The sequence below is a fragment of the Gracilibacillus caseinilyticus genome (genome assembly GCF_022919115.1).
Classification (GTDB): Bacteria; Bacillota; Bacilli; order Bacillales; family Amphibacillaceae; genus Gracilibacillus; species Gracilibacillus caseinilyticus.
On the sequence record NZ_CP095072.1, the window covers coordinates 1,865,503 to 1,881,370 of the forward strand.

19 protein-coding genes are annotated in these 15,868 nt (G+C 40.2%); 13 read left to right on the forward strand and 6 right to left on the reverse strand.

From position 1 onward, the window contains the following. Window positions 1-137 precede the first annotated feature (137 nt). From MUN88_RS08850 to MUN88_RS08860, 3 genes are all read right to left on the reverse strand, one after another. Window positions 138-545, reverse strand: a complete 408-nt coding sequence (locus tag MUN88_RS08850) for an NUDIX hydrolase (protein ID WP_244724422.1) — start codon at window positions 543-545, stop codon at window positions 138-140. Between the two features lie 201 nt (window positions 546-746). Beyond that, window positions 747-1,178 carry a VOC family protein gene (locus tag MUN88_RS08855; RefSeq protein ID WP_244723435.1) on the reverse strand — a complete coding sequence of 144 codons (432 nt, stop codon included), beginning with the start codon at window positions 1,176-1,178 and terminating at the stop codon, window positions 747-749. 121 nt (window positions 1,179-1,299) lie between these two features. Then, on the reverse strand, window positions 1,300-1,602 hold the full coding sequence (locus MUN88_RS08860; RefSeq protein ID WP_244723437.1) for a hypothetical protein: 303 nt from the start codon (window positions 1,600-1,602) through the stop codon (window positions 1,300-1,302). Between the two features lie 290 nt (window positions 1,603-1,892). On the opposite strand from MUN88_RS08860, the gene MUN88_RS08865 reads away from it, so the two are divergent. Then, window positions 1,893-4,055, forward strand: a complete 2,163-nt coding sequence (locus MUN88_RS08865) for a DNA topoisomerase III (RefSeq protein WP_244723439.1) — start codon at window positions 1,893-1,895, stop codon at window positions 4,053-4,055. Between the two features lie 175 nt (window positions 4,056-4,230). Then, entirely contained in the window at window positions 4,231-4,410 is a 180-nt protein-coding gene (locus tag MUN88_RS08870) for a GHKL domain-containing protein (RefSeq protein WP_244723441.1), read from the forward strand. A gap of 434 nt (window positions 4,411-4,844) precedes the next feature. Here MUN88_RS08870 and MUN88_RS08875 read toward each other — a convergent pair whose 3' ends face one another. Together MUN88_RS08875 and MUN88_RS08880 are read right to left on the reverse strand one after the other, a co-directional pair. Next, window positions 4,845-6,311: a potassium/proton antiporter gene (locus MUN88_RS08875; protein ID WP_244723443.1), complete on the reverse strand. Its 1,467-nt coding sequence runs from the start codon at window positions 6,309-6,311 to the stop codon at window positions 4,845-4,847. Between the two features lie 16 nt (window positions 6,312-6,327). Further along, window positions 6,328-6,879 (reverse strand): tyrosine-type recombinase/integrase, encoded by a 552-nt coding sequence (locus tag MUN88_RS08880; protein WP_244723445.1) that lies wholly within the window; start codon window positions 6,877-6,879, stop codon window positions 6,328-6,330. Window positions 6,880-7,065: 186 nt separating this feature from the next. Between MUN88_RS08880 and MUN88_RS08885 the strand changes: the two genes are divergently transcribed. The 9 genes from MUN88_RS08885 to MUN88_RS08925 all read left to right on the forward strand — a co-directional run bounded on the left by MUN88_RS08885 (window position 7,066) and on the right by MUN88_RS08925 (window position 14,279). After that, complete coding sequence (locus MUN88_RS08885; protein ID WP_244723447.1) at window positions 7,066-9,333, forward strand: beta-galactosidase; 2,268 nt, start codon at window positions 7,066-7,068, stop codon at window positions 9,331-9,333. An 80-nt stretch (window positions 9,334-9,413) separates the two neighbouring features. Further along, the gene (locus MUN88_RS08890; protein ID WP_244723449.1) at window positions 9,414-10,682 is read left to right on the forward strand and encodes a LysM peptidoglycan-binding domain-containing protein; all 1,269 of its coding nucleotides are present in this window, start codon (window positions 9,414-9,416) and stop codon (window positions 10,680-10,682) included. A gap of 295 nt (window positions 10,683-10,977) precedes the next feature. After that, on the forward strand, window positions 10,978-11,130 hold the full coding sequence (locus tag MUN88_RS08895) for a hypothetical protein (protein ID WP_244723452.1): 153 nt from the start codon (window positions 10,978-10,980) through the stop codon (window positions 11,128-11,130). Beyond that, complete coding sequence (locus MUN88_RS08900) at window positions 11,109-11,522, forward strand: NUDIX hydrolase (protein WP_244723457.1); 414 nt, start codon at window positions 11,109-11,111, stop codon at window positions 11,520-11,522. Before MUN88_RS08895 ends, MUN88_RS08900 begins: the two co-directional genes overlap by 22 nt. 14 nt (window positions 11,523-11,536) lie before the next feature. Beyond that, window positions 11,537-12,052 carry a GrpB family protein gene (locus MUN88_RS08905; RefSeq protein ID WP_244723460.1) on the forward strand — a complete coding sequence of 172 codons (516 nt, stop codon included), beginning with the start codon at window positions 11,537-11,539 and terminating at the stop codon, window positions 12,050-12,052. Window positions 12,053-12,168: 116 nt separating this feature from the next. Further along, window positions 12,169-12,363, forward strand: a complete 195-nt coding sequence (locus tag MUN88_RS08910; protein WP_244723463.1) for a hypothetical protein — start codon at window positions 12,169-12,171, stop codon at window positions 12,361-12,363. 39 nt (window positions 12,364-12,402) lie between these two features. Continuing rightward, window positions 12,403-12,972, forward strand: coding sequence for a sugar O-acetyltransferase (locus tag MUN88_RS08915; protein ID WP_244723467.1), 570 nt, complete (start codon window positions 12,403-12,405; stop codon window positions 12,970-12,972). Window positions 12,973-13,447: 475 nt separating this feature from the next. Further along, window positions 13,448-13,717, forward strand: coding sequence for a GNAT family N-acetyltransferase (locus MUN88_RS21865; RefSeq protein ID WP_501993627.1), 270 nt, complete (start codon window positions 13,448-13,450; stop codon window positions 13,715-13,717). Between the two features lie 31 nt (window positions 13,718-13,748). Beyond that, window positions 13,749-14,279, forward strand: a complete 531-nt coding sequence (locus MUN88_RS08925; protein WP_244723469.1) for a GNAT family N-acetyltransferase — start codon at window positions 13,749-13,751, stop codon at window positions 14,277-14,279. Here the strand turns inward: MUN88_RS08925 and MUN88_RS08930 are convergent. Beyond that, window positions 14,276-14,794, reverse strand: a complete 519-nt coding sequence (locus tag MUN88_RS08930) for a DinB family protein (protein ID WP_244723471.1) — start codon at window positions 14,792-14,794, stop codon at window positions 14,276-14,278. The two genes, MUN88_RS08925 and MUN88_RS08930, sit on opposite strands and share 4 nt — an antisense overlap. Before the next feature lie 74 nt (window positions 14,795-14,868). Between MUN88_RS08930 and MUN88_RS08935 the strand changes: the two genes are divergently transcribed. Further along, entirely contained in the window at window positions 14,869-15,318 is a 450-nt protein-coding gene (locus MUN88_RS08935) for a GNAT family N-acetyltransferase (protein ID WP_244723473.1), read from the forward strand. A gap of 69 nt (window positions 15,319-15,387) precedes the next feature. Beyond that, a complete protein-coding gene (locus tag MUN88_RS08940) occupies window positions 15,388-15,864 on the forward strand; it encodes a GNAT family N-acetyltransferase (RefSeq protein WP_244723475.1) in 477 nt (158 codons plus the stop codon). The last annotated feature ends 4 nt before the right edge of the window (window positions 15,865-15,868 follow it).

Consider the following 15,868-nt stretch of genomic DNA (forward strand, 5'->3'; position numbering starts at 1 on the left):
ATAACCAGAGGCCTAGTCGACCTTATGCCCTTGGGCGAAAGTCATCATCGACATCACTTGCCCACCGTGATTCCTTTATCTCAGTTGATGCCGTCCAGTCGCTACGTTTCTAAACGGGCGCTTGCGCTTTTCTAAGCTTAAAATGTCACAAGAAATGGTTGTTTCTCTTCTTTTAAGCAGTATTCTATTCTTTCTCGAAAATTACCCCAGATCACCATTTCCAATGCATGATCCACCGGAAAGAAACCAACCTCCAAGCTTTCAGGACTGGTAGTGGGCTGCCCGCCGATTGCTTTCGCCAGAATTAAAGTGTTACATATCGAGCGATCGACATTCTGGAAGATTCCACAAAATTGGATGACTTCCACGTCGATGCCATCCTCTTCTTTTGTTTCCCTAATCGCCGCATCCTTTGGCGATTCGCCTTCTTCTACTTGACCGCCAGGCATTTCCCAGCCTCTCTTCGGTCCTTTGATCAACAGAATTTCGTTGTTGTCGTTGAATACAACAGTAGCTGCTGACACAATATGTTTCGGTGGTGTCATACTCCATTCCTCCTCCAATATTTCATCATGCTGGTGTCTCGTCGAACCCAATAATAAAGTGCAAATAAAAACAGGAAAGGTGGATGGCTGCAACCAATTTCCATCCATTATTTGCACCAAAAATAATAACCAATGGGCAAGGAGGTCAACATACTGATCAGCATAGCAAGCCACGAATTCATTCGTCTCCTGCTCCTTTTTTTAGAAAGTGATCATCGCGCCTCTTTCATCAAAAACAGCGGATGGATTCCAAGCTACTTCCCAAATATTATTCTCAGGATCAGCAAAATATGCTGTTCTGCCACCCCAAAAAGCATCACTAGGCTCACGGAGGATTGTTGCCCCAGCTTCTCTGATTGCATCCATTGTCTGATCCACTTCTCCGGCACTGTCTACATTGATCGCGAAGGTAACACCTTGGAATTTCTCTGGTGCTTTGTCTAACGTGATACCGGCATCCTTTGCTAATTCGTCAACAGGAAAGAGGGTAAGCATGACACCTGCTGTTTGAAAGGCTGCATAGGTATCGGAGCTAAATGACGTTTCATCCCAGCCTAGTTTTTGATAAAAAGAGCGAAGCATTGGTAAATCGAAAGCGCCAATTGTAATAAGACTTATGCGTTGTTTCACCATCGTATTCAGTTCCTCCTATTAAAAAAAGTATATATTATATAATTCGATCATTGCTTGTCTGATTCCTGCATATGTGACAGAATAATCGATGGTCTTATGCATTTATACTAAAATGATATCATCACTTTTTGGGACTTATTTCATTAATTCGATCATGTGCCTGCTTGGTCGATTCTTCCAATCTGGTTACGCGCTCCGAAATTTCTGCGACCACTTTTTCATTGGCTTTCAAATCGACCTTAATATCATCGACTCCTCTGCTAATATAAAGAAGTGATGTTCGAACTTCCGCTTCTTTCTCGGATTCTGATTTTATATGTTGATCGGCTTGTAATCTTTGTCTCTGTTTATTAAGCTGATACCCCATGAAAGCAATGATTAGAGATAAGCATGCAATAATAATACCAAGCAATTCTGCACTCATAATCAACCACCCCTTGTACAGCATATGCGAATCTTACTGTTTCGTATACGCACTCTAACCCCTTTATGAAAACAGCAATTTCATCCCTTTTTCCACTATGTGTATTGTCGTGTTAAAATAAAAAGACACCATTCATTTCATTTCGTATGTTAAAGTATAAGTGCGTGTTTAAAAAGTTGACGAATGAGAGGCAAGAAGGTCGAGGCAGCGAAGATTCCACTAGGTAAGCTTATGGAGCGATTCGCCGCTTATCATTTAAAGCAGTGAAGGTACGAGAAAGGATTGTATATATGAGTAAAACAGTAGTAATTGCAGAAAAACCTTCAGTAGGTCGCGATATCGCACGTGTACTGAAGTGTAATAAAAAAGGTAACGGTTATTTAGAAGGGTCTTCCTATATTGTGACGTGGGCACTTGGCCATTTAGTGACATTAGCGGATCCTGAGGCATATGACAATAAATATAAAACATGGAAGCTCGATGATTTGCCTATGCTTCCACAAAACTTAAAGCTGGTTGTCATCAAGAAAACCGGTAAGCAATTTCAAACGGTCAAAAGTCAATTGGTCCGGAAAGATGTCAAGGATGTAGTGATTGCGACAGATGCCGGACGGGAAGGGGAACTGGTGGCACGTTGGATCCTGGATAAAGTTCGTATCAATAAGCCAGTGAAGCGATTGTGGATTTCGTCTGTAACGGACCAGGCAATTAAGCAAGGCTTTCAAAATTTAAAGCCTGCCAAACAATACGATAATCTCTACGCTTCAGCCGTCGCTCGATCTGAAGCTGATTGGTATGTAGGGCTGAACGCAACAAGAGCATTAACGACCAAATTTAATGCGCAACTATCGAGTGGACGTGTTCAAACACCAACATTAGAGATGATCGCAACAAGGGAAAAAGAAATTAAACAATTTAAACCGAAGAAGTTTTACCAAATTAAAGCGAAGACGAACGATGGAATTACGTTGATCTGGCAGCATCCAAAAGGAGAAAAGCGCCTGTTCGATCAGCAAAAGGCGAAACAGCTTGTATCGAAGCTGCAAAAACAGCCGCTCAAAGTAACCAGTATCGACAAAAAGCTAAAAAAAAACTATGCGCCAACATTATACGATCTAACCGATTTGCAGCGTGATGCCAACCGTATTTTTGGTTTTTCCGGGAAACAGACGTTATCGATTATGCAGAAATTGTATGAACAGCATAAAGTATTGACATACCCGCGTACGGATTCCAAATATATTTCAACCGATATTGTCCCAACTTTAAAAGAGCGAGTGGCAAGCTGTGGTGTTGGTCCATATGCAAAATCGGCCAATCAAATTAAAAAGCAGCCAATCAAAGCCAATAAATCATTCGTCGATAATGCCAAGGTTTCCGATCACCACGCGATTATTCCGACAGAGGAACCTGTTTACTTATCCAAATTGTCGGATCAGGAACAAAAGATTTATGACCTGGTGATCAAACGATTCTTAGCTGTCCTGCTTCCGCCTTTTCAGTTTGAACAGATTCAATTAACCGCCGATTTAGCAGGAGAAACGTTCACAGCTAGCGGTAAACGAGTGATCGATTTAGGATACAAGAAGGTCTACAATGATGAGCAGGAACAAAATGATGAACAAAAAATCGGCAACATTAGCGAAAATCATACATGGCAACAGCCAACAATGACGATGACTGAAGGCGAAACTAAACCACCAGAGCGTTTGACAGAAGGTACGTTATTAAGTGCAATGGAAAACCCGGCGAAATTCCTGCAGGATAATGAAAAGCACGCTACCAAAACACTGAAGGAAACAGGAGGACTCGGTACCGTTGCAACAAGAGCGGATATCATTGAGAAGCTGTTTAATACTTTTTATATGGAGAAAAAAGGCAAGTATCTCTATTTAACGTCAAAAGGAAAACAACTGTTAGAGCTTGTGCCAGATGACTTGCGTTCACCGATGTTAACGGCTGAATGGGAGAAGAAGCTCACTCAAATTGCCAATGGTAAGCTGAAAAAAGAAGCGTTTTTGAAAGAAATCAAAGGCTATACTAAAGAAGTGGTCCATCAGGTGAAAACGAGTGATGCGAAGTATAAGCACGATAATATGACGGGTACGAAATGTCCGAAATGTGGCAAATTAATGCTCGAAGTAAACGGCAAAAAGGGGCGCATGCTTGTCTGTCAGGATCGTGATTGCGGGGAACGTAAGCCAATCGCGAAGAAAACAAACGCCCGCTGCCCAAATTGTCACAAGCGTATGGAAATGCGAGGACAAGGAGATGCCCAGACCTTCTCCTGTGTATGTGGTTATCGCGAGAAATTATCCACCTTCCAGAAACGGAAAGAAAATCAAGGGAAGAATAAAGCAACGAAACGAGACGTTAACAAGTATTTGAAAAAGCAAGATGACGATTTCACTAACACCGCTTTAGCAGATGCACTGAAAAAACTGAAGAAATAAGTGTAGAACGATGCAAGGAGCGAGAGGGCCTTGTATCGTTTTTGTTTGTTTAGAATATCCTGCGCTATGCCAAAAGCGAAGCAATAATAAGCTATCGAAGTGAGCATCAGTATCTTATGTTTCGGGTAAAAAATGACATCAAACTAATAGTAAAATCGCTATTGAAAAAGTTTTTATGCGATTTTATACGGAGGTTACCAGCAGAACCAATACCGAATCAAGCGGTCTGGGCCTGTATTTATCCAAGCAGATTATCGAAAAAATGAACGGAACGATGGAAGCGAAACTGCAGGATGAATGGTTTGTTCTAGAAATTTATATTCCGCTTGATAAAGTTAGATTTAGAAAAACTTAATATTTAAAAAAACTAAAAATTTTTCTATTTGGAAAGACTTGATAAAAAGATTTTTAGTCATAATAAAAGCCGAAGATAACACGAAATTATCAAACTGGATTCGTGCTATCTTCGGCTTTTCTCTTAATGATGTAAACATAAACTGCTGTGAAGAGATTCTTCGCTTTTTAGCATCTTTGGTCGAAAGAATGCTCCAATCGGACAAAAGTACATCATTTAAGTCACATAAAGGTCGAAAGAGCGCTTCAATCGGACAAGAGCCCATCATTTCAGTCACATAATGGACGAAGGAGCGCTCCAATCGGACAATATCACTTCAATTCAAGCGCATATTGGTCGATAGAGGCTTCTTTCGTACGAACTCACTATCTTCATGAACTCATCACAATCAGAAACGCTCATCAAACTGTCATTACGCTGTAAATAACGTCTTCCTAACTCTTCAACAACTGGTTCATCGTCTGCTTACTCTTCTTCGAAGCCAGAATATACAAGATATCCCCCGTCCTGATCACCGTATCCCCACTTGGCGTGACAAGCTCATTTTTCCGGATGATTGCATTAATCAGGACATCCTCAGGAAATTCGATGTTTTTTATGATCGACTGGTTAATCGGTGATTCCTCATTGACTTCATATTCCATGATTTCCGCATTGGCTTTGCCGATCGAAACCAATTCCAAAGAATGACGGGGTTCCACTTTTGTTGGTCCTGTCAGTTTTAATATCTTCGCAAAGTAAGCAATGGTGGACCCTTGTAACAAGGTAGACGTTAAGACAACGAAGAATACAACGTTAAAGATCATCGGACTGTTTTCAATTCCGGCAATGAGCGGATAGGTGGCCAGGACGATTGGAACGGCGCCCCGCAGTCCTGCCCAGGCCAGGAATAATTTATCCCGCCACTTGAATCCCATTCGGGTCGTCGAAAGGAAAACGGCAATCGGGCGCGCGATAATAATTAAGGTTACTGCTAACAGAACAGCTTTCCAAATCACATCAAAGGTTAATAATTGCGAAGGGAAAACGAGTAACCCTAAAATAATAAACATCAAAATTTGCATGATCCAGGCAAAGCCTTCGTGGAATTTGATAATCGAATGACGATAGGTAAGGTCAGCATTCCCGATGAACATGGCTGCTAAATAAACCGCTAATAAGCCACTTGCCCCGATGAAGTTAGTAATGCTGTATGCAAGAAGCGCGAAAGCGACGGCAAATACAGGATACAGACCACTCGATTCCAGGTTGACGCGATTAATAGCGAAGATTCCTAGTTTACCAGCGAGAAAACCAATTAATAATCCCATTCCCATTTGCCAAAAGAAAGATCCGAAGATTAGCAGATAGGACGGGCTGTCGTTCGTTAGTAATTCAATGAACGAGATTGTTAAAAATACAGCCATCGGATCGTTTGTCCCAGATTCTACTTCCAATGTGGCACCTAATCTTTCTTTTACATTCTGTCCTTTTAACACAGAAAAAACAGCTGCCGCATCGGTCGAACCGACAATCGAACCAAATAAGAAGGCCTCCAGCCAGCTAATGTCTAAAATGAGTTTCGCAGCTACAGTGACAATCGATGTTGTGATTAAGACGCCTAGTGTAGCTAGAGACAAGGCCGGTTTAGCAACAGATCTCACCGTCTGGAAGCTCGTTTGCAAACCACCTTCAAAAAGAATAATGACTAATGCGATAATACCAATTACCTGTGCCAGTTTGGCATTATCAAAATATATCAGACCTAACCCTTCACTGCCGCTGATCATCCCGACAATGATAAACAGAATCAGGGAAGGGACACCCAGTTTGGAAGAAATTTTTGTCGTTAATACACCGGTAATTAACAGGATGGAGGCGATAAACATGAAGTCTTCTAACGATAGTAATGCATGGTCCATTGTAACTCCTCCTTTTTTATAGATTCACATCAATCTGAATAATGGAATCATTGTTATCGTGAATGTCTAAATAATGTAATGTTTCATTGGTGGACGAGTGGTGGAACATTTTCTGCAGTAAGGATATCGCTACTCCTTTTTTGTAGGCATGATAGCCAAAGGTTTTTCGTAACGTGTGAGCACCGATGTTTTCTTGTACACCAATTACTTCAGCGGCTTTTTTTATGATTCGGTATGCTTGTTGACGGGTGATAGGGGCAATCCCTTTATTTGATTGGAATAAATAATGTTCAGGCTGATAATTTTTCGTGTGTACATACTCCAAAATGGCGTTCTTTGCATTTTGATTGAGGAAAAAAGGTGTGTCACTGTCGTTGGGGTAGAGATAGGACGTTACATGCTGTCCATCCCATACATCGCTCACTTTGAGGGTGAGTAAATCGGATAGTCGGAGACCAGTGTTAATACCGAGAACAAAAAACAGGTAATCTCGCTTTGAATGACGAAGTAAATGTTGTTTGATTTCATTGATGGCTTCTATATCTTTGATTGGATGGACAAATTCCATAATGACGCCTCCTAATGTTACATATTATTAATTATACAAATGATATGTAACATTATCAACTAATTGAACTGCTACTCCTCGAAGTGGAAAAGAATATAATCCATCAAAAATCGAATTGGATCAATAGAATGAGAGCGGTTTCTTTTATATAATGACGGTATAATGCAAGAAGTATAGGAGGAACTTATGCGCACCTATCCATTGGATATCACGACCGAAGCGAAAGAAATTTATCCTGCACTAACCAATTTTCATCAACAAAATAAGAACGGTGATACGATCAGTTTCACTAATTACTACATGGAATGGAATCATCAACCGTTTTTCGGTATTAGCGGAGAGTTTCATTTTAGCCGTTACCACGAGCATTTCTGGGAAGATGAATTAATAAAAATGAAAATGAATGGCATCAACATCATATCCACCTATATTTTTTGGAATCATCATGAAGAAACGGAAGGAACCTTCGAATGGGATGGCGATAAGAATGTCAGAAAATTTATCGAGTTGTGTGCCAAGCATCAACTGCTCGTTAATATCCGGATCGGACCCTTTAATCATGGAGAAGCGAGGAATGGAGGGATCCCGGATTGGCTCTTTGGCCGTCCTTTTACCTTACGCTCAAATGATAAGGAATACCTTTATTATGTGAAAAGACTCTATCAGCAAATTGGAAAACAAGTGGCCGGGCTCCTTTTTAAAGAAGGTGGTCCGATCATCAGTACGCAGCTGGAAAATGAATTTCAGCATGCTGGTGCGCCGTGGGAATTGACGACGGGGACGAGTAATGAGTGGTTACAGGCCGGGATGGATGGAGAAGCACATATCAAAAAGTTAAAAGCATTGGCAATCGAAACCGGAATCGATACACCTATATATAGCGCAACTGGCTGGGGTGGTGCGATTGCTCCGATGGATACTGTTCTGCCGTTGTGGGGGGGTTATGCCTACTGGCCGTGGATTTTTTATGGAGATGTAGAAAAGCATCCGGCAACACCAAGCTTTATCTTTCGGGATTATCATAACAATCAGGTTCCCGAGACGTTTGATTTTGAGCCTGCTTATCAGCCGGAAAGTGTCCCATATGCCTGTGCCGAAATGGGTGGGGGCATGACGGTGTTTTACTATTACCGTTTTCAGCTTCCATATCAAAGTGTGGACGCATTAAGTGCGATAAAAGTAGCGGGTGGATGTAATTTTGTCGGTTATTATGTTTTTCATGGTGGTTCCAATCCGAAGGGGAAGCATACACCATTTCTGAACGAAACGGTCACGCCGAAGATTAGCTATGACTATCAAGCGCCAATCGGAGAATTCGGCCAAGTCAGAGGTTCTTATCACCGTTTGAAAAGACAGCATCTTTTTTATCAGCAATATGGCGAGAGCTTTGCCAGAACGAGAACGATTTTGCCGCAAGAGGAAATCCAGCCGGAAGATATTGATACGGTGCGCTATGCAGTTCGTACAGATGGGAAGTCAGGCTATGTCTATATCAATAATTTTCAGGATCATTTAGAGACGAAGGATCAGAAGGATTTTACGATTGAGTTGCAGCTAGATGATGAGCTTGTCCGATTTCCTTCTTTGACATTGGCGAGAGACGAAAATTGTATCCTTCCGTTTCACTTTGATTTGGATGGTGTCAATCTTCGCTATGCGACCAATCAACTGATCACCGAAACGAGCTATCAAGGGGAAACGTATTATTTTTTCTTTACGCCAAAAGGGATGAGAAGTGAATATGTGTTGGATGTTGGCGGGATTCTGGATATACGTACAGAAGTTGGAACGATTGAACAAAATGGTAAAGATATCGTTGTTAGCCTGCCACAGCAGTTGACGCAGTTGGACCTGACGACAAAAGAGGGAAATATCTTCCATATATGTACGCTTACACATGAGCAAAGTATGCAGTTTTGGAAGGTGGATGACCGCATTCTTTTGACAAAAGCAAATGTGCTAGCCGATGAATCCGGCCTAAGATTAGAAAGCGAGGGAGCCGATAGCATCGACCTGGCAACTTTTCCACCGTTAGCAGAAAAACAAACAATATTTACGGAGTACAAGATACCATTTATGAATGAAGAGATGGGCTTTGATGTCGATTACAGATCCGATGACAAAGCGGTAATCACCTTTGCGCCAACGGCATTTGCCAATGTGAAAGAATTATTGTTGAAAATAGATTATGAAGGAGACATTGGCTATGCGTTTATAGATGGTGAATTGATTCACGATCATTTTGCCAATCAGGACACATGGGAAATAGGGTTAAAACGATTTGAAAAGAAATTGTTGGAAAAAGGGATGTATCTTTATATTACTCCAATTAAGGAAGGTGTAGCAGTTAAAAGCGATTCTTCTATGGCGGCACGGAAAGAAGTAGCGGAAAAAGTGACAGCTGCTATTGCCTCGATTAAGGTCGTACCGATTTATGAGGTAGACATCAAATAAGTTCGCGTCTTTTGCCTCCTAAGTTTATGTACTAATTAGCCAATGCAAGACCATAAACTAGGTACAGGGAGGGGAAAAGTATGACCATCCATGTTGTGCAAAGCGGGGAATCGTTGTGGCAAATAGCCAATCAGTATCAGCTTACGATAGCTACTATTATGGAAGTGAATGGGTTGCCTTCTGCCAATGAGATTATCCCTGGTCTGGCACTTTATATTCCGAATGTACCTTTTATTCAAAATAGAGCATATATGGTAAAAGCCGGTGATACGACCTGGCTGCTTGCGAATCGATTTAATACGACGATCGGAGCAATCGTAAAGGAAAATCCTGGTTTGGATCCTGCTGTAATATATGCAGGACAAATACTGATGATTCCAACAGCAATAAGACCTCAAATAGAAACATTAGGTTTTGTGATTCCATATTCACAGGAATCTGTGTTAACGGTTATCCGGTCGTTAGCGAATTTGCTCACGTATGTGGCGGTGGTGTCTTATTCATTTACTGCAGAAGGCTATGCCTATGTATTGTTAGATGATAAAGAAGTGGTTCGGGAGAGCAACCAGCTAGGTGTCACTCCGCTATTAATGATCCGTAATTTTACATCAGAGGACTTTGATGCGGAGTTAGCGGGTAATGTGTTTGCTAATCCGGTTTACCGTCGGAATTTAATCGATAGTTTAATGCGTTTCGTTAATGAAAAAGGATATGGCGGTGTTTCGCTCGATATCGAATTTATTCCACCTGCAAGAAGGGAAGACTTTAATACCTTTTTGCAAGAATTGAAAGCTGCTCTCGGTTCCCTGATTTTACACGTGAATGTCCATGCGAAGTCAGAAGATTTGCCAACCAATCGCATTGTCGGTGCTTATGACTATCAGCAGATTGGAGCGATCGCAGACATCGTAGCCGTCATGACGATTGATTATGGCTATCCAGGTGGTCCACCTGACCCAGTAGCACCATTGTGGTGGATGAATGAGGTTGTTCAGTATGCGACGAGTCTGATCAATTCCCGTAAGCTGCAAATTGCTTTTCCTTTGTATGGTTACGATTGGCGGGTGAGCGATAACAATACTGCGGGCTTATCGGTTAATGGAGCCCAAAATCAGGCGATCGCAGCGAATACAGTGATTGCATATAATCAGCCGGCTGCTACGCCATGGTATCGTTATTGGGATGAGACAGAAGAGCATATCGTTTGGTTTGAGGATATCAGGAGTTATCAAGCGAAGTATAACGTAGTTGATTTATATCAGTTATTAGGTGTCACATACTGGCAGTTAAATTTACCGGCACCTCAAAATTGGGCTTATTTGAATCATTATACTGTGACAAAGATTTGAATTTTTAAATCACCCCCTTACATCATCGAAGGGGTTCTTTTAGTGGGAATTTATGTTAAAATTATCTCGTGTACGAATGAAAAAGGCGGGATTTTTTGAGAAAGATAGTAATTGTTTGTGTGAGTTTGATTGCCTTGTTTTTCACCGGAAGCTTTTCTAATATGTTTATTTCAGCCCCTTTAGGTGTTGGTACGGTAGGAAAAGGTTTTCCCGGAAGGCAAAGAGATTGTATTAGTGGAAGTAGGAAATAAAAGTAAGTTTGGAAATATTCGTATCGAAGAGGTGCCGGTAAATAATGATGGATAAATGGAAAACACTAGATTCAAAGTATTTACATACAAGCCCCTTTGGTAATATTAGAAAAGACTGTTGTGAATTACCGAACGGCACCGTGATTGAAGACTATTATGTCAATGAATATGATGATTGGGTAAATGTATTGTTCTGACGAAAGAACATACATTAGTCCTCGTTGAGCAATACCGACATGCGGGTGAGGATTTTTTCTTAGAAGTACCTGCTGGTAAAAAGGAAGGAAAGGAAACAGACGAAGAAGGGTTACTACGGGAAGTAAAGGAAGAAACGGGCTATATCACGGAACAAAAGCCGATCCTTCTTGGCGAATTTATGGTCAACCCAGCAACACAAAACAATACAGTGAAAACGTTTCTGCTTTTGGAAGCGTTCCAAGCTTTTCAGCAAGACACAGATGATACGGAAGATATCAGAGTGAAATTGGTAGATTTTGAGCAGTTTGGCCATCAGATTACAACCAATCAAATAAAAACACAATTATTCACTGCCAATGCCTATTTTATGGCGAAGAATTATCTGAGATAGAAGGAAGTGGGACGTTGAGAAGAGTAGAAGTCTGTTCGTATCATAACAAATGGCCATCGATGTTTGCAGCGGAAGCAGAGCAGCTGAAACAAATCTTTGGAGCAGAATTGACAGCCATCTACCATATTGGAAGTACATCAGTTCCAGGGCTTCAAGCCAAGCCAATCATTGATATAATGCCGATCGTGAAAAAACTTGAAATCATTGATACATATAATGACCAAATGCAGGAAATAGGCTATACACCAAAAGGAGAAAATGGTATTCCACAGCGCAGATATTTTCAAAAAGGTGACGATAATCGCTCCCATCATGTTCATATCTATCAGAAAGGAAGCCATCAAATTACAAGGCACTTAGCCTTTCGTGAATACCTACGCCAGCATCCTGATGAACGTAATCGCTATGGTCAATTGAAAGTGAAATTAGCTGATCAATTTCCTTATGATATCAGTTCGTATATCGATGGGAAAGGTAATCTCGTTAAGGAAATAGAAGCAAAAGCTTTGGAATGGTATAAAGATTTCTAAAAAGGAGTGCTATATGTCTGAAGAGAAAAAAACACAGTGCTTTTATATAGTGGGGCTCATTCTCATTTGATATATCATTATAAACTACTTGTCAGAGACTGCCGAGGAGGATAAGTATGATCAAAAACTTCTTTATCCAAATTATTGGTTGGTTTATCGGTGTTTTTGCCGCAATATTGATTATAAGTGTATTGAAAAATGAAGAAGTTGACTGGAATCTGTTTATTAGCATGTGTATTGGTGGTGTAATAGGCACATTTATTGCCCTTGGAATTCAGAAAGCTTATAAAAGTAAAAAGTATTGCAAGTAACGACAATCTATTCCTACATATAACAGAGGAGATAAAGAAATGAGAACAGAAAAAGAAAAAATGTTAGCTGGAGAAATGTATAATCCGGCAGATTCTGAATTAGTAAGTGGTCGGATGAATGCCAGACGTATCGTTCGCCAGTATAATCAAACGGAAGAGACAGAAGAATCAAAACGAGTGGAGCTGTTAAAAGAATTACTAGGCTCAACAGGTGAGATGGTCTACATGGAACCGAATATCCGTTTTGATTACGGTAATAACACACATGTGGGAGAAAACTTCTTTGCAAATTTTGATTGTACAATTTTGGATGTTTGTGAAGTCCGATTTGGCGATAATTGCATGTTAGCGCCAGGCGTGCAAATCTATACAGCGACACATCCATTGGATCCAGCTGAACGTAACTCCGGTAAAGAATATGCGAAACCGATTACGATTGGTGATAATGTTTGGATTGGCGGAAGTGCTATTATTAATCCTGGCGTAACAATAGGTGACAATGTAGTGATAGCGTCAGGTGCGGTCGTCACGAAAGATGTACCTGATCATGTAGTGGTTGGAGGCAATCCTGCTAGAGTGTTAAAAGAAATAGAGCTGAAAAATCAATAACCTGTGTATCGAAAGCCAGGAAAGAGCACAAAATCAGGTAAGAGCGCCCATAGATTTGTATCGAAAGGCAGGGAAAGGGGACAAATCAGGGAAGAACGCCCATAGATTTGTATCGAAAGTCAGGAAAGGGAACAAATCAGAGAAGAGTACTCATAGATTTGTATCGAAAGTCAGAGAAAGAGCACAAATCGCAAAGAAGAGCGCGCACATTTGTATCCATTGATTTGAAAACAAGAAAGTGGATAGATGATGAAGAAAAATGGTTCTTAAAAAGTCATGGGAGGCGTACGGTTTGGAGATCGAGAAGTTCAAAGTGTCTGACATTGAGGAAGTTGTTTTCTTATTCTATGACACGGTTCGTAATGTTACTTGAAAAGATTACCCATCAGCAGCACTTAATGCTTGGGCACCGGCAAATGAACAGTCAGCTAAACTGAAAAACTGGAGTAAGTCGTTAAGTACAAACATAACGTACCTGGCAAGATCTCAAGGAAGCATAGTAGGGTTTGCTGACATATCTTTTTTAGGTCATTTAGATAGACTGTATGTACATAAAGATTTTCAAAGGAAAGGGATAGCGACAGCATTAGTCGATGTGCTGGAATCAGAAGCGAAGAAATTAGATCTTTTAACTATTGATACGGATGCTAGCATTACGGCTAAACCATTTTTCTTACATCGAGGCTATCGAGTCATTGCGGCCTCAAATGGTGGAAAGAAGAGGAGTAGAGTTGAGGAATTTTAAGATGATAAAGGAATTAAAGGGGTAGAGTCTTATGATATCAAATAGCAACATCTACTTGGAAGAAATCACCGAACATGACAGTCATGATCTGTATATCTGTTATTCCAATCAGGAAGCGATGCGTACTTTTGGAAGAGAACCGATTACGACAAAAGAAGAAGCAATAGACATTGTGGAGCAAAACATAAAAATGAAAGAAGAAAAAACAGGTGTAAGATACGTCGCAAGGCTAAGTGATACCAAAGATGTAGCTGATTTTATTACGTTGAAAAGGTATGACGCTTTCCATTGTCGAGCAGAGATTGATTATTTGATTTTGCCCGGGTATCAAGGCCGTGGCTTGGGATCTATGATGCTAAAGCTTTTTCTGAAAAATATATCACAAAACTGGGATGTAGAAAGAGTCTCTGCCTATATCGACCTGGATAATCAGGCATCCTGTAAGTTACTAGAAAAAAATCATTTTACCAAAGAAGGCATTCTGCTTTCATGGGTCCGAGATGGCGACAATTATTACGATGTATATTCTTATAGTTTTTTGTTATCGGATTTAAGCGTCTAGGGTTGTAAATATTTCTCTTTTATAATATGCAAATGATGGCATTCATGCCCTGCAGAAATATAAGCGAAAGATCGGGCGGAAAATGTCATATTTTCCATCGTACCTTGATAAAGCCAGGCTTCGTCCATAATGGTCTTATAAGTGGAAATAGTAAGTTGACGAATGTTTTTGTAATAGTTTATTAGCTCTTTAGGATCAACATGTTCAAAATTTGCTGCTGATACGAATTTTGTTTGATCATAACCGAAAAGGGGGGTGTGATCACCTCTGGAAATACGGAGAATCCGATAATGCATCATTATTTCATTATCGATAATGTGTCCGATCACTTCTTTCAAACACCATTTACTTGGTGCATAGTGAAATTGCCATGTTTTATTTGTAGTATTTCTTAATAATTCAAGCGTTTGCTTCATCTGCTTTTCTAATATATCGATTAAATCACCTTCTGGTACTAATCTGATATACATTTTGTAGGGAGCAGGATACTCATTTTTTTCTGGTCTGACTAACATTGGTGAAGCACCACCTTTCGTGACCATTGTAACATAGGAATTGAGAAGCTTGTGCAGAAAGGAAGCGATAGAAAGTGACAGAACGATTAATTCCATTTACGAGTGAACAAGTAGAAGCCTGTACGGAATTGTATATGCAAGTATTTAATAATGAACCCTGGAATGAGACATGGACCTATCAATCTGCCAGGGAGAGACTTACGGATTTGCAACGGACACCAAAATTCCTAGGGTATTTATTATATAAGGATGATAGGCTAATGGGGTTTATTGCCGGAAATAGTAAAAAGTCGTATACTGGCTTCACTTTTTATGCGGCTGAACTTTGTATTGACAATTGGGAGCAAGGAAATGGCTACGGAACAAAGCTGCTTACCTATTTAGAGGAAAGGCTAAAAAGTATAGGGGTAGAAAGTCTTTATTTATTAACTGCTAATGATGGCAAAGCAAAAGTATTTTATCAAAAAAACGACTACTTCGTTCATGATAATAGAGTAGTGATGAAGAAGTTTCTATCAAAATAAGGATCATTTTTCTCCCGGTGAACCATATGTAATCTTGGGATTAAATTCAACAGAAAGGAAGTGAAAAAGATGAAAATAAGAAATGTCACAAGCTCTGATTATGATATTATTTCCCCCGTCATTAATGAATGGTGGGGCGGCAGGCAAATGGCCCACATGCTGCCTAAAGTGTTTTTTGTTCACTTTAATGATACTAGTTTTATTATGGAGCAAAAGGGAGAAATAATTGGATTTTTGATCGGATTTTTCTCTCAATCTGATCAAGATGTTGCTTATATTCATTTTGTTGGTGTGCATCCTGACTATCGCAAGCAACATATTGGCAAGCAGCTATACAGCGCATTTTTCAATGAGGCAGAAAAGAACGGCAAAAAATTTATTCGTGCGTTAACTTCTCCTGTTAATAAAACTTCTATTGCTTACCACACGAAGAGCGGATTTGCGATTGAGCAAGGGGATAAAGAAGTAGACGGCGTTTCTGTTTTTACGGATTATGATGGTGAAGGTCAGGATAGAGTTTTGTTTGTGAAGGATTTGCTAAACTAAAAAT